We start from the raw sequence: 21,224 nt of genomic DNA, 5'->3' as shown, positions 1-21,224 counted from the left end.
CCCCGTCGTGCCTCGGGGACGCTGCCGCTTGATTCTCATGTTGGTTGAGACCTAAGGATCGTCGCGTCAGCCAGGTGACGATCAACGGGAGCGATGATGGACCTCGACAATCCGGTGCTCAAGCTGTGCCAGGACGGGATGCGGGCGGAGGCGGAGGGCCGACCGGCCGACGCGCGGGCGTTGTTCGAGCAGGCCTGGTCCAGGCGTACCGACAGCTACGACGCCTGCGTCGCGGCGCACTACCTGGCCCGGCAACAGGACGACCCCGAGGAGATCCTGCGCTGGAACCAGGAGGCCCTGCGGCAGGCTGATGCGGTCGGTGACACCGCAGTCAGCGCCCTGTACCCGTCGCTGCACGTAAGCGTGGCCTTGGCGCACGAACGGTTGGGCGACCCCGGTGCCGCACGCGCCGCCTTCGAGCGAGCGGCCGAACACGTCGCCGCGTTACCGGCAGACGAGTACGGCAACCAACTCCGTACGGCCATCACCGACGGTCTCAGCCGATTGAGCTGACCCCTCCCCCAGCCTGCGATCGTGGCACCCGCAGGCTGTTCGCGGCGCTGGCCGGCCTTGCCTCAGGATGGCCGCCAGCGTGCTGATGATCAGCCGCGCAGCGGCCCGGCTCGGGAGGTCACCGTGGCGACCCGGCGCAGCCCGGGCAGCGGCTCCACGGTCAACTCGGCGGTGACCAGGACGTCCAGCCCGTCGAGGTGACACCGCACCAACCCGGCACCGTTCGCGGCGACGATCTCGGCAGCCCGCGCGCATGCCGTCGGCTCGTCCTGCAGGGCCCGGGCGGCACCGGCCAGGGCGCCGAAGTCGGCGGCGACCCGGGCCTGTTGGCGAGCCATCCGGGCGGCGCCGACGCCGGCACCGAACAGGCCGGCCAGGACGAACACCAGCCCCGCCGCCAACAGGCAGATGGTGGCCCCGCCACGATCCCGTTCGGTCCTCACGGTTGTGGCTCCGGTACGCCCGGCTCGGCGACCGCCACCGCACCACCCACCACGGTGATCACTGGAAGGTCACCGCCGAGAACCCGTACCGGGGCGCGGACCGTCGCGCGGACCAGTTCACCCTCCACCACCACGGTGACCGACGCGCCCGGTGGGGCGTACCGGTTGCCGGCGCGTGTGCCGTCCTCGCCCCGGGAGGCGGCCAGCGCCGCCTCCCGGGCCGCATCCAGACAGGCCGACTTGGTGCCGACCGCGTTGACGGCAGTCAGGCCGGTGAGCAGGAACAGCAGCAGCGCCGGCAGACCGGCCGCCATCTCGGCGGTGAACGAGCCTCGGTCACGACCGGCCAGCCGGCGCCCGGTCACTTCAGCGCCCGGTCGATGACAGCAGCCAGCGCCGACTGCACGCTGTCGGACGTCAGTACCTTGAGCAGGATGCCGCCGAAGGCCACCGCCGCGAGCGTCCCGACGGCGTACTCGGCGGTGTTCATGCCGGCGTCCCCGCGCAGGCGGGCGAGCATTTTGCGCACTTGGTCGTCCCTTCTCGATGGATTCACAACACGTCGCCGAGCACGGCGACGATCACCGGCACCAGGCCGGCGAGAATGAAGGCGGGCAGGAAACACAGGCCCAGGGGCAGCACGATCAGCACGCCCGAGCGGCGCGCAGCCGCCTCGATCGTGGTGACCCGGTCGGCACGCAGGTCATCGGCGAGTCGCACCAGGGCCCCGGCCAGGGCGGCCCCACTGCTTGCCGAACGAACGGCGGCGGTGGCGATCCGCTGCCCGCCCGGCACCTCCGCCAGATGCGCCCAGGCCTCCTGCGGCAACCCGCCGAGTTGCAGCGTCCGGCCGACCCGCCGGAGTTGGTCGGCCAACGGGCCCCCGAGCGCGTCGGCCACCGCGATCACCGAACGCTCCACCGGTGCGCCGGCCCGCAGTGCCGCCGCCATCAGATCGGCGGCCAACGGCAGATCCGCGGCGGCCCGCAGCCGCCGGTTCCGGACGGCGGGCAGCTCGATCCGCCGCAGCTGCCGATCCAGCAGCACCGCGGTGACCAGCGCCGCCACCACGCCCGGCCATCCCTCGACCAGTACCGCCACGGCCACCCCGGACAGGGCTGCGGCCAGGCGGATGCGGTCCAGTCTGCGGCTGGTGGGTGTACGGGCGGAGTCGGGTGCCCGGTCGACGGTGGCGGGGTCGTGACCGGTCAACCGGCGTAGTCGTCGCCGGGGACGGCGTCGGCTGACAGCCATCGCGGCGAGCAACGCGGCGCAGGCCAGGCAACCCACTGCCAGGGCGTTACCCGACATCAGCTTCCTCCGTCCGGCACCGTGCCGAGGCGGTCCGCCCAGAGCAGCCCGACCACCTGTAGAGCGATGGCAGTGACCGCGCACGCGCCACCGATCGGGGTGTGCAGCAGGACCTGAAGCGGGTCCGCCCCGATGCCGTAGCCCAGGGCGATGCCGCCCAACGGCAGGGCAGCCAACAGCCAGGCCGTCGCGCGAGCTCCGGCCGCTTGCGCGGCAGCGGCAGCCACTGCCCGGTCGGCCGAGCGTGCGTCGGCTTCGATCCGCTCGATCAGGTCGGCCAGCGGTGCCCCCGTACGATCCGCGAGCCGCACCGCCGCCTGGGCCAACTGCCCGGGACGGTCCGGCGCAGCAAGGCGGCCAGCCGACTCGGAGAGATCACCCGTCGAGGTGCTGCTTCCCGGCACCACCGGGTCAGGCAACACCGGCTTGTCCGGGCGCTGTGCCCTTGCCGTCGGCCCGGTCGCCGATGCCGCCAACTCCCGACGGACTGTCGACACCGAGCGGACGAGCCCCAACGCCTCTGCCGCAACCGGCACCGGCAGCCCGGCCCTCAGGTCCGCCGCGAGGGCGCACAGCTGGTCCAATCGCTCCCGCCGTGCCCGAACCCGGAGCACCGCCACGCCACGTCGGTGCCACGCCCGCACCGCCAGCGCCCCGTACCCGCCGCAGGCGACCGCCGCCACCGGCCCAGCGAGCAGCCCGGCGACCCCGGAGCCGACCAGCAGAAAAAGGAGCAGATAGCGCGGCTGCAAGGTCGGCCGGCGGGACGCTCCGGTGGTGTCCGCCCGCATCGCCGCCGACCGGCTCGGCGGGCTCGACGGGCTCGACACCGGCCGCGTCGGCGGATTCGACACCGGCCAGGTCGGCGGGCTCGCCCCCGGCCGCAACCCGCGCTCGGAGTCATCGTCCGTCGGGCCAGCAGCTCCCAGGCCGGAGCCGTTCGGCACGAAGGGCGTACGGCTTGAGGTCGGCGGACGCCGGCTTCCACGCCATTGCGGCGGCCGGGTCGAAGCCGACGGTCCGGCGGTCGACGCGCGGGCATCGACCCGCTCGCGTACGGCGCAATCGCGACCGGCGGGTCGCACCGCGGGTGGCTGTGCGATCGGCGCGTCGTCGGCCTTGCGCAGGGCGACGATCCAGTCCACGAGCGCCTCGTCGCCGTCCACCCGGCGTGAGCGAACCGTACGAAGCACCAGCTTGCGGACCGGCAGCGCCACGACCGTGATCAGGCCCAGCAGCGCCGGCATCCACCAGGACAGGCCGCTCATCTCGACGCTCCGGGCTGCGTGTCGTCCCGCGGCGTCGCCGCGCCCGGTGCGAGGTGCTCGTCCGGCCCCGCCGATCCGGGCCAGGGCTCGTTCAGGATCGGCGGCACCGGCACGTCCCGGCTGCGAATCAGGGCGGCCAACGCGGGTCCGGCCGGGCCGACACCGCGGCCCCGAACCCAGGCCGGCACCGCCCTGACCAGCCGCTCAGGCCCCTCGGGCAGCAGCAGGCAGATCGACTCCAGGGCCCGCCCCTGCGCAGTACGCCGGATCTGGACCACCACTTGCAGGGCCGCGGCCAGCTGGGCGTGTAACGCCGGACGGGGTAACCCGCCGAGCAACCCGAGCGCCTCCAACCGGGCCGGTACGTCCGACGGAGCGTTGGCGTGCAGTGTCCCGGCACCACCGTCGTGACCCGTGTTGAGTGCCGCGAGGAGGTCGACCACCTCGGCACCACGGCACTCACCGACCACCAGGCGGTCCGGCCGCATCCGCAACGCCTGCCGGACCAGCTCGCTGAGGCCGATCGTGCCCTGCCCCTCGACGTTCGCGGTACGGGCCTGCAACCCCACCACGTGCGGATGCAGCGGCCGCAGCTCCGCGGCGTCCTCGACCAGCACGATCCGCTCGGTGCCCGGCACCAGGCCGAGCAGCGTGTTCAGCAGGGTCGTCTTACCGGACCCGGTTCCACCGATCACCAGGTAGGCGAGCCGGGCCGAGACCACGGCGGCGAGCACCGCGGCAGCCGGCCGCGGGACCGCTCCCTGAGCGACAAGTTCATCCAGGTTGAACGGCCGTTGCCGGAAGGTGCGCAGTGACAGGTAAGGGCCGTCGGTGGCCACCGGCGGCAGTACGGCGTGCAGCCGGGTGCCGTCGGCCAGCCGCGCGTCGGCGCAGGGTGAGCCGTCGTCGAGGCGGCGACCGGCGCCGGCGGTGAGGCGCTGGGCGAGCCGACGGACGTCGTCCACGGTGCCCACCGGTACCGGCACCTGGTGCAGCCCCTGCCCCCGGTCGACCCACACCCGGACGCCGTTGACCAGCACGTCGGTGACCTCCGGGTCGGCCAGCAGCGGGGCCAGCGGACCCGCACCCACCAGGTCGTCGCGCACCTGGTCGGCCATCCGCAGCAGCGCGGTGTCGCCGAGGACGGCAGTGTCGGCCTCGGCGCGTACCGCCGAGACGATCGTGGCCGGGGTGACCGGCGTGGCGGCGGCGGCGATTCGCTGCCGGACCCGGGCCGCCAGCGGTTGCCCGGTCATGCCGCACCCGCAACCGTTCGGCCGGTCAGGTCGGCGACGATCCGCTGGCAGAGTTCCGCGAGCGGGCCGCGTCCGCCGGCCGCCGGGGCCTCGCCCCGCTCAAGCCCGCGGCACAGTCCCGGCTCCGGACGGAGCGTCCCGGCCAGTGGCAGGCCGAGGGCCCGAGCCACCTCCGCTGCACGAAGTCGCCCCGGAGCCGGCCCACGGACGATTACCGACAGGTCCTGACAATTCGGCGCGGCCACCGCCACCACCCGCGCCGCGGCGGCCGTCGCCCGAAGCTCGGCCGGCACCACCACGAACACCCGGTCGGCTGCCTGCAAGGCGGTGACCGCCGCGTCATCGAACTGTCGGGGCAGGTCGACGACCACGAAGTCCCGGCCACGCCGGGCAGCATCCAGGGTGGACGCCATCGCCTCGGCCGGCACGGCCACCGGGTCACCCCGGTCCCAGGAGAGGACCACCAGGTCACCTCGGCTCGGCAGCGCCCGCACCAGTGCCGGTGGATCGACCCGCCCGTCGGCGCCCGACAGCGCCGGCCACCGCAGCCCTTCCAACTGTTCCCAGCCGAGCACCAGATCGAGACCGCCGCCGAGTGGATCGGCGTCGAGCAGCAGAGTCCGCAGCCGCCCTCGGGCGGCGGTGACCGCGAGCCCGGCCGCCAGGATGCTTGCTCCACCTCCACCGCGCCCACCCACCACGGCGACGACTCGGGCCGCAGCTGTGCCGTCGGCACCGCATTCGGCGAACCGATCGACAAGCCACGGCTCGGCCGCCGGCAGCACGGCCACATGTTCCGCGCCGAGCAGGTCGGCGACCTGCCAGCCGGGATCAAGGTCCTCGGCCCGACCGACGAGCACCAGCCGGGACCGTCGGGGCAGCCGCGCCCGCAGGCAGGGCTGCGCCTGGTCGGCACCGACCAGCACCAGCGGAGCCGGCTGCCACCGGGTACGGGCAGCAGCCGGATCGGCGGCGACCTCCACCTCGACGTCACCTGCGGCGGCGAGCCGGAGCAGGTCGTCGAGCAGGTCACCGTCGGCGGTGACCACCAGCGGCGGTCGCCGGTGCGGCGGAACGGAGGTACGGGACGGCATCGCGGCCTCCAACGGTCGGCGCGGGTTCGCTGGGCCGAACCTTGCCTCCCGTGGCGCGACGAGCACCGCCCCGAACGCCTGCCCTGTGGACAACCAACGCTTGTGTGGACAACGCCCGCAACGCTCGTTGATCTGCTATGCGTACGCGGATGCTGACACACCGTCCACTTCGGTCATACCCCCATGGCCAAAGTGATGCTCACCACGCATAATCGACGTTCCTCTGCCGTCGGCGAGACGGCAATCCTCGCCGGATCGGGGTCATGACTCAGCCGCAAGATCACGACCACGCACGCAGGCAGCCGCGTCTTCGGATCGGTCCGTGGCTGCCCGATCCCGACTCGGACACCATGCCACCGACACGCCTCGCCAGCTCGGCGACACCGGCCGGGCCGGCGCTGTCGACGCCCCCGAACCTCTCCGGCCACCAGCCGTCGGCATCCCCATCCGAGCCGATGGTCGTACCGATCGATCCGACACCGCACCCCACCGACCGCCGCTCCCACCGGCTCATCCTGGCCGGTGTGGGTACCGCCGTGCTCGGCCTCCTGCTGACCGCGCTCTGGCCGACCACCCCGCCGCCACCGGTCGCCGAACCACCGACTCCGCCCGGCCGATTCGGCTGGCCTCATGCTCCCGACCTGCCGTGGCCACCCCCCGGCACCCAGACACCCTCCGCCCCGCAGGCCTCGTCGTCCGTGGGCGGCGTCTCCTCCACCCGCCCGATCGCACCCAGCCAGGTGTCGTCACCCACCCGATCGCCGTCGGCGGCGGCAACCAGGACCAGCCCGGCCGCCACCCGCACCGCCAGCCCCGCCGCGCCCAGCGCGTCACCAAGCCGGACGGTACGACCGACCCCGAGCCCCCGACCAGCCGAACCGCGAGAACTGACACCGTTGCCACCCTGGCGGGAGCGGGATCTGCGCTCGGTGAGCGGTGGCCAGGAAACCAGCATCGAGTTCGTCAACCACAGGTCACGGTCGGTGATCGTGTACTGGCTGGACCACCACGGCCACAGGCGGCAGTACGCGGCACTCGAGCCGTCCGAGTCGTACCGGCAGCACACCTACGTCGGGCATCCGTGGGTGGTGACCGACCGCCGAGGCAGGTCACTGGCCTGCTTCGAGCCCACCGCCAACCCCGCCCGCGCCGTGATCCGCTGACCGGGAAGGCCTTCCCGCTCGGGAAAGCGCGGCATGTCAGGAAGACCATGGAGACAGCCGACCGTCCAGCTGCCCGGTCCTTCACGATCGTCGTGATCGCGACGGCACCAGCATCGACCTGAGCCACCTCGTCGACGCGTAAATCGGCGGTACGGCCGCCTGCCTCGACGGGCGGCTGGGCGCGACCCGTCCGGAGCGGTGGAGGGCGTCCTAGCCGCCTTCGATTCCTCTGCTGCTTCTCTGCTGCCTCTGCTTAGCGAAACGCCGTCAGATGCGGGCGCTGACAATCTCGGAGACGAGCTGTGACCTGCGGTGCAGCGCTTACCTGCCAAAGGGACGACCCCCGTCGGGGGGAGACGGGGGTCGTCGGAGGTTCGGCTCCGGGGGGGTCGAGCCGAACCTGCTCAGCGGTCACGGGGGGGTGCAACCGCCGAGAGTCTGCCGGTCGTACGCGATATGAATACTCGCCTTGTGGACAAGTCTGCCTGAGTGAACCTGTGTACGTCGAGTGGTGTAGCCTCCACTCCCTGCGAAATCCTGTTCGCAGAGTGTGACCGCGATCACCGTCTGCAAGCATGGTGGGGGCTGCCCCGCAGGTCCGAGGGGCATTCGGCCCCCGGGCACCCGCCGACCATAGACCATCGGGCTAGACTTTCGCGCCGTGGGCCGAAGTGCCGCTTTCTTCGATCTCGACAAGACCGTCATTGCCAAGTCGAGCGCCTTGGCGTTCGGTCGGCCGTTCTACCGGGATGGCCTGATCACTCGGCGTGATGTCGTCAAGTCGGCGTACGCGCAGCTGATGTTCCGGCTGGGCGGCACCGACGAGCAGACCATGGCCCGTACCCGCGACTACCTTGCCGCGCTCTGTAAGGGCTGGCAGGTGGAGCAGGTCCGTCAGATCGTCGCCGAGACGCTGCACGAGCTGATCAACCCTTATGTGTACGCCGAGGCTGCCGCCCTGATCGAGGAGCACCAGGCAGCCGGTCGGGACGTCGTGCTGGTCTCCGCCTCCGGTGAGGAGATGGTGCGCCCGATCGGGGTGCTGCTCGGGGTCACCGACGTGATCGCCACCCGGATGGCGGTGGTGGACGGGCGGTACAGCGGCGAGGTCGAGTTCTATGCGGCCGGGCCCAGCAAGGTGGAGGCGGTGCGCGAGCTCGCCGCCGAGCGCGGGTACGACCTGGACGACTCGTACGCCTACTCCGACTCGTACAGTGATCGGCCGTTGTTGGAGTGTGTGGGCCACCCGACCGTGGTCAATCCGGATCGGCAGTTGCGCAGGCTGGCCGTCGAGAACGCCTGGCCGGTGCTGGAGTTCCGGCACCCGATTCCGCTGGGTCGCCGGCTGCGGGAGCGGCCGGCGGTGCCGGTGGCCGCGGCCGCGATCGGGGTGGGTGTCGGGGTGGCGATCGGTATCGCCTGGTACGGCCGCCACCGACGCACCCGCGCCTCGACCACCCCGGCCTGAGCCCGCCGGCCCGCGCCAACAGTCCGGCCAACGACGCCAGTCCGGCCCGCCGCACCGGGCCCGCTACCAAGTTCAGCTCGCGGCCAGGACCTCGTCGCCGATCTCGGTCAACTGGTCGGCGCCCACCTCGACGGCGGCCATGTAGTGCCGCAGCCAGGACCGTAGGCCGTCGGGGGTGCCGGTAGCAAAGGCGCCGGCCGCGCCGACGTACTCCGGTTCGCGCTCGCGGTGGCCGACGTCGATCGCGAGCAGGCCACGCGGATCGAATCCGCTGGAGAGCAGCACCAGACGGGCGGCACCGCGGGCCACCACGCCGGACGGGCCGGCGAACGGACGCAGGTTGAGCAGTTCCCCGTGTACGACGGCGGCCAGCACCAGTGGTGGGACCTTCGTGCCGCCGGCGACGAGCCCGACCAGGGCGTCCAGCCGGGCGGAGACCACCGGATCCTCGACCGGGCGGCCCAGTTCGGCCGCGCCGACCACGTCCCGGCTGGCGAGCACGTGCAGTTTCGCCAGCACCTGCCGGGGTGCTCTGGGCCAGCGGTCGCTGAGCCCGGGAAGTGCCCCGGCGACCCGCAGCGCGCCCTGCAGCACCGGGTCGGTCACCGTGCCGGCCCGGACCGCCTCGCGCTCGTGGACCCGGCCCTCCAGGGCGGCGCTGGCGACCGCGGATCGCAGGCTCACTTCGGCGGCGACCTGACCGCCGTGCCGGCGCAGCGCCCGGTGACCGAGCGCGGTGTCGAAGCGGATCCGGGCCTGCTCGACGGCGTCGGCGACGTCGGCGAGCGCGAGCAGCGGTGCGAGCGGGTCGGTCGTCACCTCGTCACGCTATCGAGCCCGCTGGTCGGCCCGTGCCCCAGTCACCGGCAACGCGACGGGCACCACCCGCGCGCCGTGCCCGGACCGACCGCGCGCCGTGCACCGACCGACGCCCCGCGGCGCGCCCCGACCGACACCGCGCGTCGTGGACCGACTCCGGGCGGTTGTCTGCGGCAACCCGCCGCCGGGAGCACCGGCGGCGTTCATCGAGAGCGTTTTGCACCTCGGCGCGCGAGAGGGTCCACTGGGCGACGCAGGCGGGTGGGTTCCGTCGCGATGGTCGGCAGCCCCGGCTAACCTGCCCCGGAGAGGCGCAGGTCACCCCGACGACGAGGAGCACCGCATGAGCGAGCGGCAGCGAGTGGATCATCAATACAGCGCCGGGTTGCCTCATGACGGCACGGAGCGAAGCGGAGTGCTGGCATGAGCGAGGCGTTGGCCAATCTGCTGAACGAGACGCGCCAGTTCCCGCCGCCGGCGGAACTCGCCGCCGACGCCAACGTCACCGCTGAGGCGTACGCCGAGGCCGAGGCCGACCGGCTGGCCTTCTGGGAGCGCCAGGCGGGGCGGCTGGCCTGGGCGCGGCAGTGGGACCAGGTGCTGGACTGGTCGAATCCGCCGTTCGCCAAGTGGTTCGTCGGCGGGCAGCTGAACGTGGCGTACAACTGTCTCGACCGGCATGTCGAGGCTGGTCGGGGCGACAAGGTGGCCATCCACTGGGAGGGCGAGCCGGGCGACACCCGCACCATCACCTACGCCGACCTGCACCGGATGACCTGCCAGGCGGCGAACGCGCTCACCGATCTCGGGGTGGTCGCCGGTGACCGGGTGGCGATCTACATGCCGATGGTCCCGGAGGCGGCGGTCGCGATGCTCGCCTGCGCCCGGATCGGTGCCACGCACAGCGTGGTGTTCGGCGGGTTCTCCGCCGAGTCGCTGACCAACCGGATCCAGGACGCCTCCGCCAAGGTCGTCATCACCGCCGACGGCGGCTACCGGCGGGGCAAGCCGTCCGCGCTCAAGCCGACCGTCGACGAGGCGGTGGCGAACTGCCCGTCGGTGGAGCACGTGCTTGTGGTCCGCCGGACCGGCGAGTCGGTCGACTGGTCGCAGCGGGACCACTGGTGGCACGAGACGGTGGAGCAGGCGTCGACCGAGCACACCGCCGAGGCGTTCGACGCCGAGCACCCGCTGTTCATCCTCTACACCAGCGGCACGACGGCCCGGCCGAAGGGCATCCTGCACACCACCGGTGGCTACCTGACCCAGACGTCGTACACCTCGCACGCGGTTTTCGATCTGAAGCCGGAGACCGACGTCTACTGGTGCACCGCGGACATCGGCTGGGTGACCGGCCACTCCTACATCGTGTACGGTCCGCTCTCCAACGGCGCGACCCAGGTGATGTACGAGGGCACCCCGGACACCCCGCACAAGGGCCGGTTCTGGGAGATCGTCGACCGGTACGGGGTGACCATCCTCTACACCGCGCCGACGCTGATCCGCACCATGATGAAGTGGGGCGACGACATCCCCGCTGAGTACAGCCTCTCCACGCTCCGGCTGCTCGGCAGCGTCGGTGAGCCGATCAACCCCGAGGCGTGGATGTGGTACAGGCAGCACGTCGGGCGGGGCGAGCTGCCGATCGTGGACACCTGGTGGCAGACCGAGACCGGCAGCATCATGATCTCGCCGCTGCCGGGGGTGACCGCCGCCAAGCCGGGTTCGGCGATGACCCCGCTGCCCGGCATCAGCGCCGACGTGGTCGACGACCAGGGCCAGTCGGTGCCCAACGGTGGTGGCGGCTACCTGGTGTTGCGGGAGCCGTGGCCGTCGATGCTGCGCACCATCTGGGGTGACGACAACCGGTTCATCGAGACGTACTGGTCGCGGTTCGGTGCGGGTGCGAGCGGCACCGGTGGCGACGAGTGGATCTACTTCGCCGGTGACGGGGCGAAGAAGGACGACGACGGGCACGTCTGGCTGCTCGGTCGGGTGGACGACGTGATGCTCGTGTCGGGGCACAACATCTCCACCACGGAGGTCGAGTCGGCGCTTGTCTCGCACCCGTCGGTGGCCGAGGCGGCGGTGGTGGGTGCCACCGATCCGACCACCGGTCAGGCGATCGTCGCGTTCGCCATCCCGCGCGGCAGCACCGACATCTCCGGTGAGGCGGGCGAGCAGCTCATCGCCGACCTGCGTAACCACGTGGCGAAGACGCTGGGGCCGATCGCCAAGCCCCGGCAGATCATGCTGGTGCCGGAGTTGCCGAAGACCCGGTCGGGCAAGATCATGCGTCGGCTGCTGCGGGACGTGGCGGAGAACCGGTCGCTTGGTGACGTGACCACGTTGCAGGACTCCTCGGTGATGGAGTTGATCGCCTCCGGCATGGGTGGCGGCAAGTCGGACGAGGACTGACAGGCAGGCGTACCTCTCGACGGGTGGTGGTCCGACGCGGACCGCCACCCGTCGATGTGTCTGGCGGACCTGCGGGATGGCGGGTGGCCGCCGGCACGGGTTGTGACAGTGGAAAGGCCGGTAAGCAATTCACTGCCATAAAATCGATGGCTACCCCTTCCCAGGGGCCCCACTAGTGCCTAAGTTCACCAGTGGCTCCATATCCGTAGGGGCCGATCTCACCGGCTTGCAACCCCCGATGGGCCGGTTCCCTCAATCCGGAGGTACCACGTGCGGAAAGTCGCAGTGGGTCTGCTCGGGCTTACGATGACGGCGACAGGGCTGACGGTCGGAGCTTCGGCCGCCGCCGCGCCGATTGCGGAGCCGCCGACGGCCGCGCCGTCGATCGCCGAGCCCGCCCACGCCGAACACGACCTGCCGAACCCGCTGGAAGAGAAGCGTCGCGCACTGCGTCAGGAAGGCCTGAGCGAGGTGCTCTCGGGCCGTGTCAAGACGGAGCGGATCAACGGCAGCACGGTGGCCAAGGTCGGCGACCGGGCCGTCCGTGGTGGCAAGGCCGGCCGTAACGCCAAGACCCCCAAGGGCGGCAAGGGCCCGACCGAGAAGCAGTACGTCGAGCTCTCCCGGGAGAAGACCGACCAGATCTTCGTCATCCTGGCCGAGTTCGGTGACGAGCGGCACCCAAACTACCCCGATCAGGACACCGACCCCGACGTTCCGGGTCCGATCCGGTTCGACGGGCCGATGCACAACGAGATCCCGCAGCCGGACCGGCGGGTCGACAACTCGACCGTCTGGCAGCCGAACTACGACGCCGACCACTTCAGGAAGCTCTACTTCGGCACCGCGCCGGGCGACGAATCCGTGAAGCAGTACTACGAGGCGCAGTCCTCGGGTCGCTACAGCGTCGACGGCGTGGTCAGCAACTGGGTCAAGGTCAACTACAACCAGGCCCGGTACGGCCGCTCCAACGGCTACCCGTGCGACTCGATCGTCTGCTCCAACGTCTGGGCCCTGGTGCGCGACGCCGCCAACCAGTGGGTGGCCGACCAGAAGGCCGCCGGCCGCACCGACGCGCAGATCGCCGCCGACGTCCGGGCGATGGACCAGTGGGACCGTTACGACCACGACGGTGACGGCGACTTCAACGAGCCCGACGGCTACATCGACCACTTCCAGATCGTGCACGCCGGTGGCGACATGGCCGACGGTGACCCGATCTACGGCGAGGACGCCATCTGGAGCCACCGCTGGTACGCGTACGCCTCCGACCAGGGACGTACCGGCCCGCCGAACTTCCCGGCCGGCGGCACCCAGATCGGCGACACCGGCATCTGGATCGGCGACTACACGATCCAGCCGGAGAACGGCGGTCGCAGCGTCTTCTACCACGAGTACGCCCACGACCTGGGCCTGCCGGACGACTACAACGTCATCAGCGGCGGCGACAACAACAACGAGCACTGGACGTTGATGGCGCAGAGCCGCCTCGGTGCCAAGAACGACGGTGGCATCGGTGAGCGCGGCGGTGACCTGGGCGCCTGGAACAAGCTCCAGCTCGGCTGGCTCGACTACGAGGTGATCGTCGCCGGCCAGAAGCGCACCCTGGTGCTCGGCCCGCAGGAGTACAACACCAAGGAGGCCCAGGCCGCCGTGGTGGTGCTGCCCGAGCGGGAGTACACCTTCGACAACGGTGCGCCGTTCGAGGGCAGCAAGCAGTTCTTCTCGGGCAACGCGGACGACCTGAACAGCACCATGACCCGGACGTTCGACCTGACCGGCAAGTCGTCGGCGACGTTGTCCATGAAGGGCCGCTACAGCATCGAGGCGGAGTACGACTACCTGTTCTTCGAGACCTCGATCGACGGTGGTCAGACCTGGACGCCGCAGCCCGGCACCGCCGACGGCCAGCCGCTCAAGGAGATCTCCCCCGGCCGCTTCGCGCTGGACGGCAGCTCCGACGACGAGTGGGTGGACGTCACGATCCCGCTGGACGGGGTCGTCGGCAACCAGGTCGGCTTCCGGCTGCGGTACCAGACCGACGGTGCGGTCTCCGAGGGCGGCTTCTTCGGCGACGCGGTCACGCTGACCGCCGACGGGGCGACAGTCTTCACCGACGGTGCCGAGGACGGCGGAGCCGGTTGGACGCTGGCCGGTGGTTTCGAGGTGGTCGAGGAGAGCTACACCCGCAAGTTCGCGAACTATTACATCGCGGGCACGCGGCAGTACATCTCGTACGACAAGTACCTCAAGACCGGCCCGTACTTCTTCGGGTACGCCAACACCAAGCCGGACTACGTGGACCACTACGCGTACCAGGAGGGTCTGCTGATCTCGTACTGGAACACCCGGTGGGCGGACAACGACACGTTCGCGCACCCGGGTGAGGGCCGGAACCTGATCATCGACTCCCGGCCCCGGCCGATCTACAACCTGACCGGCCAGCCGTGGCGGGCCCGGATCCAGGTCTACGACGCGCCGTTCAGCCTGAAGAAGGCGGACTCGTTCACGCTGCACCTCAACAGCCAGCCGCAGTACATCCGCGGTCAGGCGGCGCAGCCGCTGTTCGACGACACCAAGCAGTACTGGTTCCCCGAGTTGCCGAACCACGGTGTGAAGCTCCCGGCCACCGGCACCAAGATCCAGGTGCTGGAGCAGAAGGGCCTCAACACCAAGGTCCGCTTCTCCTGAACCACCGACGCGACACCACGATGCCCCGGGCAGGTGACCTGCCCGGGGCATCGCCGGTGTCCCAGCGCTCCTCGGCCCACCTCACATCGCCGACGCCGCCGGACCGGGCCACCGGCGGCGGGGTCATAGGCTGTCGTCATGACCGAGCAGCGCGGCGATGCCGTTGACGAGTCCTGCGTCCTCACCGAAGGGCCGTGGACGCACCGGTTCGTCGGCGCGAACGGCAGCCGGTTCCACGTCGTCGAGGCGGGCACCGGGCCGATGGTGCTCTTCCTGCACGGCTTCCCCGAGCACTGGTGGGCCTGGCACCGGATGCTCCCCGAGATCGCCGACGCCGGTTTCCGCGCGGTCGCCGTCGACCTGCGCGGCTACGGCGCCAGCGACAAACCACCCCGGGGGTACGACGGATACACCCTCGCCGCCGACGTCGCCGGGATGATCCGGGCGCTCGGTGAACGCTCGGCGACAGTGGTCGGCACCGGTGCCGGCGGCATGGTGGCCTGGACCGTGGCATCGTTCCATCCCACACTGGTACGCCGGCTGGTGGTGCTCGGTGCGCCACACCCGCTGCGGTTACGGGCAGCCATCTTCGCCGATCCTCGTGGACAGTTCGCCGCGTCCACCCCCACGCTGAAGTTCCAGCTGCCCCGCTACGAACATGTCCTCACCCGCGACGAGGGCCGGGCGGTGGAGGAGATCCTGCGCCGCTGGGGTGGGCCCCGCTGGGTCGCCGGCCCGGACTTCGCCGACTACGCGCGGCGCTACCGGCAGGCCATGCGGATCCCGCAGGCGGCGTTCTGCGCGCTGGAGGGCTATCGCTGGGCGTTCCGGTCGGTGCTGCGGCTGCACGGCTACCGGTTCGTCAAGCTGATGCAGCGACCGCTTGTCGCACCTACCCTGCACCTGCACGGCGCGCTGGACGTGGCCTCGTTGCCGCGTACCGCCCAGGGTTCGGGCCGTTACGTCAGCGGGCCGTACGAGTGGCGGCTGCTGGACCAGGTCGGCCACTTCCCACACCTCGAGGCCACCGAGCTGGTGCTGGGCGAGATCCTGCGCTGGGCGAAGTCGTGATCAGACCCGCTGCTCACGCAGGTCGGTGACCTCTCCGACGGGCGCCCAGCCCTGATAGACGCCGAAGTCGAAGGCCTCCAGCCGCATCGCCTGCGCCACCGGCCAGCGCCCACCCGTGTACTCGACCCGCAACCAACCATCGTGCTCACCGAGCACGATGAACGGCTGCCCCTTCCAGGTGCACGTCGTACGCACGTACGCCAGTTCCTCGACCTCGGTGGCCGGCACCACCCGGACGTACCGGCCGGGCCGCACCTCGACGAAGCTGTCGCCCGGCTCCGCCTGGTACAGCCGCACGTCGCCGCCGTCCGGGCTGGCCTGGTACTCCCGGCCGCGCCAGCGGGCCACGTAACCGTCGCGGTTCACTGCTCACCGACCTCACGCCAGCCGAGCGTGTCGGCGTCGAAGACCGCGACCAGCCGCTCGGTGCCGTCCGCACCGAGACGGAGCAGCTGTGCGCCGTGTGGCAGCCGGACGCTGTCCACCTTGAACTCGGCAAGCACCTCACTGCTCTCCCCCGGCGCGAAGCCGTTGCCCCGGAACGGGGCGCGTTCGATGACCCAGCCTTCCATCGCCCGCATCGCGGCTTCGTTCTGCCCACCGTAGGGAATGCGGTAGAGGCTCGGCCGGTGCGCCGGCCACCGCAACACGTAGATCTCCTCGGCGTCCGGCGCGAACGGCGACTCCGGATGGTTGAGCCCGAGCGCGCGGTAGAGCTGTGCCGGCGTGGTGAGGTGGGCCAGTTCGGTGGCCCGGTGCACGAAGCCGGAGACCCGGTCGTAGCCGCGTTCCAGGTAGTAGCCCAGTTGACTGGGTGCGATCGCCTTCTGCATCACGATCGGGCGGGTCGGGTCGGCCGCGGACGTCGTCTTCTGTGGACTGCTTGTCGACGCGGGTTTGTCGACGCTCGGTTCCGGCTCGTTCTCGTCGCCGAGCCCCAGCTCCGCTGCCCAGTTGGCCAGCCCGACGATCTGCTCGCCGGGCAGCTTCGCGCCGACCGGGGTGCCGGGGTTGACCGCGAACGACCACGACAGGTCGGGCCAGGAGCGAATCAGCTGGACGAAGCGGACCTTGATCGTCTTGGCTGTCGGGTCGGCGTGGTCGGCGAGTCGCTGCGACGAGGTGTAGACCACCACGAACGTCTGATCGTCCAGGTCCACGGTCGGCCAGATGTACCCCGGGTCGCCGGGGCGGCTGCCCGGGGCGGAGTCGGCGGCGACCGGCATGAGCACCCACGCCAGCAGCAGCGTCGACAGGAACGTGTCGGTGTTCGCGGCCCCCGCAGCGGCGAGCAGGTTCTCCTCCACCTCGTTGGCGGGCTCGAACCCGGCCGCCGTCGGTGCGGTCGGCTCCGGGGCGGGATCGACAGGTGACGACGACACGGCCGCATCGGGGGCGGCCATCCGCTGCGTCGTCGCCGCAGCCTCCTCGAAGCCCGGCTCGACGGCGCTCGGGGCGTCGGCGGCCGTACGCGACGGTGACGGGTCGAACAGCGAGGACCCGTTCGCCGGCGCGGGCGCGGGCGCGGGCGCGGGAACCGGGGCGGTCACCTCATCCGCCACCGTCGGTACCGCCGCCGTCTGCTCCGCCTGCGCCGGAAACAGCGTGGTCGTCGGCTCCGTCTGAGCCGGGAACAGCGTCGTCGGCTCCGCCTGATCCGGAGACAGCGACACCGTCTGCTCCGCCTGCGCCGGGAACACCGTCGTCCGCTCCGCCTGATCCAGAGACAGCGACACCGTCTGCTCCGCCTGCGCCGGGAACACCGTCGTCGACTCAGCCTGCGCAGGGAACAGCGTCGTCGTCGGCTCGGCCTGCGGCGGGAAGATCGGCGCTGTCGGCTCGGTGTCGACGGGAGCAGCTGCGGGCGTACCGGTCGCCGTGGTTCCGGCTGCTGAGGCGTAGGGCGGTGCGTCTCGGTCGACGTCGGGCTCCGGCGGCGTCGTCAGGTCGCGGGCCTCGATGATGGTGCCCTCGATGACGATCGGCGTGAACCCGCGCCGCGGTGCCGGCGGACTGGAGACCGGTTCCGCCACCGACGGGGACGTCCCCTCGTCAAGTTCCGTCGACTGCCGGCGAGGCAGGGCCTGGGTGGCGTCCGCGGCGGTCGGGTCGCCCTGTGTCGGGCCGGTCAGGTCAGCCGGCGGGGTGAACCGCAGACGCTGGGTCGGATCCTGCGACAGGCCGGCGGACGGCCGCAGGGGCTGCGTCGCCTCACCGTTCGACTCGGGCCGGGGCACGCTGCCAGCCTGAGCGTCCTGGCTGAAGTCGAAGGCTCGGGTGTTGCCATCGGTCGCCGGCTCGGGGGCCGCGCCTCGGCGGGGAAACGGCTGCCCGCTCCGGGCGAATCGGGAAGGCGGGGTGGCCCGCTCGGTTCGGGACGCCGCTCGGCTGGACGCCGGCTCGAAGAAGGACCGCCGGGTCGTCTGCTCGGTGCCGGCGTCTGCGGGCTGACCGTTTGTCGAAGCTGCGGGCGGCTCCGCGATGACCGGCCGGCTGTGACCCGGATGGCCGGACGCCTCCCCGCGCGCCGGCATGGGCTGGCGTGGCGGCAGGGTGCCATCCGGCCGCGCGCCGGCGGCGAAATCCGTACGCGTGCCACCGCCGAGACCCGAGCGCTCGGTGCCCAGCGAGCGTGGCCGGTTGCCGGCGTACCCGGGCCGTTGTTCTGCGCCGGGCGGCCCGACGTGGCCGCTGCCCGGATAGCCCGCTGCCTGGCCGCCGGCCGGTTGGCCGGTTGCCCCGGGTCCCGTGCCCGGTGCGGCGACGGGAACCTCCGGGAGTTGGAACGGTGTGGGGACGCCCCGGGAGGGCATCGGTGGGCGCGGCGGGGCCGGGGGTGGCGGTGCGACGGTCGCGGGCGGATTCGCCGCGCCCGGGTCGGATTCGCGGAGGCGGCTCAGCGCCTCGACCCGCTCCAGCCTGGCTCGGGCACCGACGGTACGGCCGGGCAGGCGGACGTCACCACGGGACAGTTGGGTGACGTACCAGGCGGGCAGGTAACCCTCGATGGGCAGCCCGGGATTCACGGCCAGCCACCACTCGTGGTTGGGCCAGCCGGTGGCCAACTCGGCGTAGCCGGTGCGTCGGGCGGACCCGCCGTGCTCGCCCAGACACGCCCGCATCGCCTCGACGGAGGTGAACGCCAGCACGTGGGTACGGCCGCCGGTGGTCCAGGTGCCCCAGCCCACCGGCGCGGACCCGGCGACGGCCGACACGGCAATCGGCAGGAGCAGCTCGATGCTGGACAGGATGCGGAAGTAAAGCTGCTGGTCACTGCTGCGTAGCGCGTCTCGCAGTGCGGCTTCCGCCTCGGTGGCCGGCTCCCAGTCGGTCACGGCCACCCCCTCCTCCCGGGCCCAGGCCATAGGTGTCGGTTACAACCTACAAGGTCACACCAAGATCACAATGACAAGGCTGGCCGGGATCCGGTCCGGTATCGCCCGACCCGCTAACATCCCGTTCCGGTGTCGACACGATACGGAGGCTGTCGATGTCCCGGTACGGTCCGCGTCCCTCTTTTCCGGGTATGGCGGCCGCTCTGCTGGCCGTTTCCATGACCGCCGCACCTGCCATGGTGACGGACCCGACAGCGGTCACCGTGGCGCTCGCGTCGGCGGTCGCGGCGGGCAGGGCGCCGAACTGCGCAACACCGCCCGCGCCGGCCCGCTCGGTGTCCGCGGTTCCCTGGCCACAGCAGCGGTACGCGCCGGAGCGGCTGCACTCGTTGGCGACCGGAGCCGGGGTGACCGTGGCGGTGGTCGACTCGGGGGTGGACCGACGTCACCCGCAGCTCGCCGGCCGCGTACTCGGCGGCACTGACCTGCTCGATCCCGGCGGCGACGGCACGCGGGACTGCGTCGGCCACGGCACCGGGGTGGCGAGCATCATCGCCGCCGTACCCCACGACGGCAGTGGCCTGCGCGGCCTGGCACCCGCTGCCCGGATCCTGCCGGTGCGGGTCAGCGAGCAGCAGGTCGTGGACGGTCAGGGCACCGGTCGCACGGTCGCCCCGGACGACTTCGCCCGCGCCATCCGCTGGGCGGTCGACCACCACGCCGACGTGGTGAACCTCTCCGTCGTCCTGTACGCCGACCACGCGGCGGTACACGACGCGGTCGACTACGCGCTCGCACGGGACGTGGTCGTGGTCGCCGCCGTGGGCAACCTGCACGGCAACGGTGATCCGCGCCCGTACCCCGCCGCGTACGAGGGGGTGCTCGGCGTCGGCGCGATCGGCGCGGACGGCGTACGGGCCGACTTCTCGCAGGTCGGCTCCTATGTGGATCTGGTGGCACCCGGGTCGGACGTGCTGATGGCCGCTCCCGGGCAGGGCCATCATCGGGCCGAAGGGACCAGCTACGCCACCCCGTTCGTGGCCGCCACGGCGGCCCTGCTGCGCGAGTACCACCCCGAGTTGAGCGCCGAGGAGGTGGCCGGGCGGCTCCTGGCCACCGCCGACCCGGCGCCCGGCAACGGGTACGGCGCGGGTGTGTTGAATCCGTATCGGGCCATCACCGAGACCGCCGGTGGCGCGGTGGCCCGCTCCGCCCCGGTCATCGCCCTGGCCGACGACCGCCCCGACCCGGCGCTGGTCGCCCAGCAGAACCGGCGGGCGGACGCACGGCAGCGGGCCGCCCTGTTGGCCACCGTCGGTGGGCTGGTGGTGGTCTGCATCGTGCTGGTGGCCCTGGTCGTGCCCCGAGGTGTCCGCCGTCGCTGGCGTCCCGCCGACCCGAGCTGAGCAGAGACGCCCGCCCCGGCTGAGGGGTCACGCTCGGCCGAGGGACAACGGCACGTGCATAGGCGACGCCGCCCGGAGTCCGGGCGGCGTCGCCTTGCGGTCACCGGAACAGGCCGACGTTCTTCTTCTCGGTGTCGAGGTAGTCGGTCGCGGACTCGTCCACCGCGAGCTTGATGTCACGCAACATCGCCTGGAGGTCCTGCGAGGCGTTGCGCCACCGGGCCTGCCGCTGCTCGTACGCCTGCTGGGCCTCACCGGACCAGCTGGCCACCAGCGGGGCGGCGTCGCGTTCCAGTTGCCCCAGCTGCGAGTCGAGCGTGTTCAACGCCCGCTGGATGTCCGCGCTGGCCTGTTGCAGCGCGGCGAAGTTGACGACCAGCACACCGTGCTCCATCGGATTCCCCCTGAAGGTGGTCTAGAGCGGCAGCTGGATGCCGCCGCGGTTGGTGGCGGACACCCGGCTGGCCGCCTCGGCGTCCGACGCGTCGTAGTGCACGCCGGCGGTGCGGATCGCCCCTGCGGTCTCGCGCAACGCCCGCTGCAGCGCCGCCTGATCCTGCGACCACTGCTGTTTGACCTGCTCGAACGAGCGGCCGCCGGCTCCGCGCCAGGCCTGCTGAAGAACCTCCAGCTGAGTCAGCAGCCCGCTGAGCATCGACTGCAAGGACTGGTCCGCCTGCTCGAACTTCGCCGCGGTCTGCTGCATCACCGCGGCCTGTGCCTGGGTCTGGGACACCCCGACGTCTCCTTTGTCTGCTGGCTCGTGGCTGGCCCTGCAAACGCACACCCACGGGCACCGGAGGGGCTGCGTGCCGTGAGATCGGACCATTGAAGTCTCGTCGCTGACGGTAGCGGCACCGTCGCTGTTGTGCTACCCCGTCCCGTTCCCCTGTGGACAACGCGGATCCACCCAGCTCACTACGATGGGCGGCAGTCAGGTCGCGGCGGGTGACCGGCCGAGGAGGGTG

General features: G+C 71.7%; 19 protein-coding genes. 7 read left to right on the top strand and 12 right to left on the bottom strand.

What is annotated here, in order from left to right; all coding sequences use genetic code 11:
- Positions 1-96 precede the first annotated feature (96 nt).
- Positions 97-513, top strand: coding sequence for a hypothetical protein (locus EG812_RS22875; RefSeq protein ID WP_233579589.1), 417 nt, complete (start codon positions 97-99; stop codon positions 511-513).
- Between the two features lie 89 nt (positions 514-602).
- Here the strand turns inward: EG812_RS22875 and EG812_RS22870 are convergent, their stop codons facing one another.
- Genes EG812_RS22870 through ssd form a run of 7 tightly spaced genes read right to left on the bottom strand, consistent with a single transcriptional unit; the run spans position 603 to position 5,885 of the window.
- On the bottom strand, positions 603-956 hold the full coding sequence (locus tag EG812_RS22870) for an Rv3654c family TadE-like protein (protein WP_126712708.1): 354 nt from the start codon (positions 954-956) through the stop codon (positions 603-605).
- On the bottom strand, positions 953-1,270 hold the full coding sequence (locus EG812_RS22865) for a TadE family type IV pilus minor pilin (RefSeq protein WP_050814681.1): 318 nt from the start codon (positions 1,268-1,270) through the stop codon (positions 953-955). Before EG812_RS22865 ends, EG812_RS22870 begins: the two co-directional genes overlap by 4 nt.
- A 47-nt stretch (positions 1,271-1,317) precedes the next feature.
- Positions 1,318-1,476 carry a DUF4244 domain-containing protein gene (locus EG812_RS22860; RefSeq protein WP_013731057.1) on the bottom strand — a complete coding sequence of 53 codons (159 nt, stop codon included), beginning with the start codon at positions 1,474-1,476 and terminating at the stop codon, positions 1,318-1,320.
- A gap of 32 nt (positions 1,477-1,508) precedes the next feature.
- Positions 1,509-2,267 (bottom strand): type II secretion system F family protein, encoded by a 759-nt coding sequence (locus tag EG812_RS22855; protein WP_126712707.1) that lies wholly within the window; start codon positions 2,265-2,267, stop codon positions 1,509-1,511.
- Positions 2,267-3,535 carry a type II secretion system F family protein gene (locus EG812_RS29735; RefSeq protein WP_233579587.1) on the bottom strand — a complete coding sequence of 423 codons (1,269 nt, stop codon included), beginning with the start codon at positions 3,533-3,535 and terminating at the stop codon, positions 2,267-2,269. Before EG812_RS29735 ends, EG812_RS22855 begins: the two co-directional genes overlap by 1 nt.
- Positions 3,532-4,791 (bottom strand): TadA family conjugal transfer-associated ATPase, encoded by a 1,260-nt coding sequence (locus tag EG812_RS22840; RefSeq protein ID WP_013731054.1) that lies wholly within the window; start codon positions 4,789-4,791, stop codon positions 3,532-3,534. The genes EG812_RS29735 and EG812_RS22840 overlap by 4 nt, the downstream gene beginning before the upstream one ends.
- Positions 4,788-5,885, bottom strand: coding sequence for a septum site-determining protein Ssd (gene ssd / locus EG812_RS22835; RefSeq protein WP_126712705.1), 1,098 nt, complete (start codon positions 5,883-5,885; stop codon positions 4,788-4,790). The genes EG812_RS22840 and ssd overlap by 4 nt, the downstream gene beginning before the upstream one ends.
- Before the next feature lie 455 nt (positions 5,886-6,340).
- On the opposite strand from ssd, the gene EG812_RS29730 reads away from it, so the two are divergent.
- On the top strand, positions 6,341-7,048 hold the full coding sequence (locus EG812_RS29730; protein WP_233579586.1) for a VHL beta domain-containing protein: 708 nt from the start codon (positions 6,341-6,343) through the stop codon (positions 7,046-7,048).
- A gap of 661 nt (positions 7,049-7,709) precedes the next feature.
- Positions 7,710-8,516, top strand: a complete 807-nt coding sequence (locus EG812_RS22825) for an HAD family hydrolase (RefSeq protein ID WP_013731051.1) — start codon at positions 7,710-7,712, stop codon at positions 8,514-8,516.
- A 72-nt stretch (positions 8,517-8,588) separates the two neighbouring features.
- Here the strand turns inward: EG812_RS22825 and EG812_RS22820 are convergent, their stop codons facing one another.
- Complete coding sequence (locus tag EG812_RS22820; protein WP_013731050.1) at positions 8,589-9,335, bottom strand: Fic family protein; 747 nt, start codon at positions 9,333-9,335, stop codon at positions 8,589-8,591.
- 423 nt (positions 9,336-9,758) lie between these two features.
- Between EG812_RS22820 and acs the strand changes: the two genes are divergently transcribed.
- The 3 genes from acs to EG812_RS22805 all read left to right on the top strand — a co-directional run bounded on the left by acs (position 9,759) and on the right by EG812_RS22805 (position 15,515).
- Entirely contained in the window at positions 9,759-11,753 is a 1,995-nt protein-coding gene (acs, locus tag EG812_RS22815; RefSeq protein WP_126712704.1) for an acetate--CoA ligase, read from the top strand.
- Between the two features lie 285 nt (positions 11,754-12,038).
- The gene (locus EG812_RS22810) at positions 12,039-14,444 is read left to right on the top strand and encodes an immune inhibitor A domain-containing protein (protein WP_126712757.1); all 2,406 of its coding nucleotides are present in this window, start codon (positions 12,039-12,041) and stop codon (positions 14,442-14,444) included.
- A gap of 138 nt (positions 14,445-14,582) precedes the next feature.
- Entirely contained in the window at positions 14,583-15,515 is a 933-nt protein-coding gene (locus tag EG812_RS22805) for an alpha/beta fold hydrolase (RefSeq protein WP_126712703.1), read from the top strand.
- On the opposite strand, the gene EG812_RS22800 is transcribed toward EG812_RS22805, so the two are convergent.
- Complete coding sequence (locus EG812_RS22800) at positions 15,516-15,881, bottom strand: UCP033725 family protein (RefSeq protein ID WP_126712702.1); 366 nt, start codon at positions 15,879-15,881, stop codon at positions 15,516-15,518.
- A complete protein-coding gene (locus EG812_RS22795) occupies positions 15,878-18,850 on the bottom strand; it encodes an SseB family protein (RefSeq protein ID WP_233579585.1) in 2,973 nt (990 codons plus the stop codon). Before EG812_RS22795 ends, EG812_RS22800 begins: the two co-directional genes overlap by 4 nt.
- A gap of 191 nt (positions 18,851-19,041) precedes the next feature.
- Here EG812_RS22795 and mycP point away from each other — a divergent pair, with 191 nt between their 5' ends.
- Positions 19,042-20,256 carry a type VII secretion-associated serine protease mycosin gene (mycP, locus tag EG812_RS22785; protein ID WP_233579584.1) on the top strand — a complete coding sequence of 405 codons (1,215 nt, stop codon included), beginning with the start codon at positions 19,042-19,044 and terminating at the stop codon, positions 20,254-20,256.
- A gap of 100 nt (positions 20,257-20,356) precedes the next feature.
- Here mycP and EG812_RS22780 read toward each other — a convergent pair whose 3' ends face one another.
- On the bottom strand, positions 20,357-20,650 hold the full coding sequence (locus EG812_RS22780; RefSeq protein ID WP_013731043.1) for a WXG100 family type VII secretion target: 294 nt from the start codon (positions 20,648-20,650) through the stop codon (positions 20,357-20,359).
- Between the two features lie 21 nt (positions 20,651-20,671).
- Positions 20,672-20,992, bottom strand: coding sequence for a WXG100 family type VII secretion target (locus tag EG812_RS22775; protein WP_013731042.1), 321 nt, complete (start codon positions 20,990-20,992; stop codon positions 20,672-20,674).
- Between the last annotated feature and the right edge of the window lie 232 nt (positions 20,993-21,224).

The sequence above is a fragment of the Verrucosispora sp. FIM060022 genome (assembly GCF_003977705.1).
Taxonomy (GTDB): domain Bacteria; phylum Actinomycetota; class Actinomycetes; order Mycobacteriales; family Micromonosporaceae; genus Micromonospora; species Micromonospora gifhornensis.
Note: the sequence above shows the minus strand (reverse complement) of the source record. Positions and strands in the feature narration are given on the sequence as shown.

Bases quoted from the DNA above. Each gene is read 5' to 3' on its own strand.
- EG812_RS22875 (WP_233579589.1), top strand. From the start codon at position 97: ATGGACCTCGACAATCCGGTGCTCAAGCTGTGCCAGGACGGGATGCGG.
- EG812_RS22865 (WP_050814681.1), bottom strand. From the start codon at position 1,270: ATGGCGGCCGGTCTGCCGGCGCTGCTGCTGTTCCTGCTCACCGGCCTG.
- EG812_RS22860 (WP_013731057.1), bottom strand. From the start codon at position 1,476: ATGCTCGCCCGCCTGCGCGGGGACGCCGGCATGAACACCGCCGAGTAC.
- EG812_RS22855 (WP_126712707.1), bottom strand. From the start codon at position 2,267: ATGTCGGGTAACGCCCTGGCAGTGGGTTGCCTGGCCTGCGCCGCGTTG.
- EG812_RS29735 (WP_233579587.1), bottom strand. From the start codon at position 3,535: ATGAGCGGCCTGTCCTGGTGGATGCCGGCGCTGCTGGGCCTGATCACG.
- EG812_RS22840 (WP_013731054.1), bottom strand. From the start codon at position 4,791: ATGACCGGGCAACCGCTGGCGGCCCGGGTCCGGCAGCGAATCGCCGCC.
- ssd (WP_126712705.1), bottom strand. From the start codon at position 5,885: ATGCCGTCCCGTACCTCCGTTCCGCCGCACCGGCGACCGCCGCTGGTG.
- EG812_RS29730 (WP_233579586.1), top strand. From the start codon at position 6,341: ATGGTCGTACCGATCGATCCGACACCGCACCCCACCGACCGCCGCTCC.
- acs (WP_126712704.1), top strand. From the start codon at position 9,759: ATGAGCGAGGCGTTGGCCAATCTGCTGAACGAGACGCGCCAGTTCCCG.
- EG812_RS22805 (WP_126712703.1), top strand. From the start codon at position 14,583: ATGACCGAGCAGCGCGGCGATGCCGTTGACGAGTCCTGCGTCCTCACC.
- mycP (WP_233579584.1), top strand. From the start codon at position 19,042: ATGGCGGCCGCTCTGCTGGCCGTTTCCATGACCGCCGCACCTGCCATG.
- EG812_RS22780 (WP_013731043.1), bottom strand. From the start codon at position 20,650: ATGGAGCACGGTGTGCTGGTCGTCAACTTCGCCGCGCTGCAACAGGCC.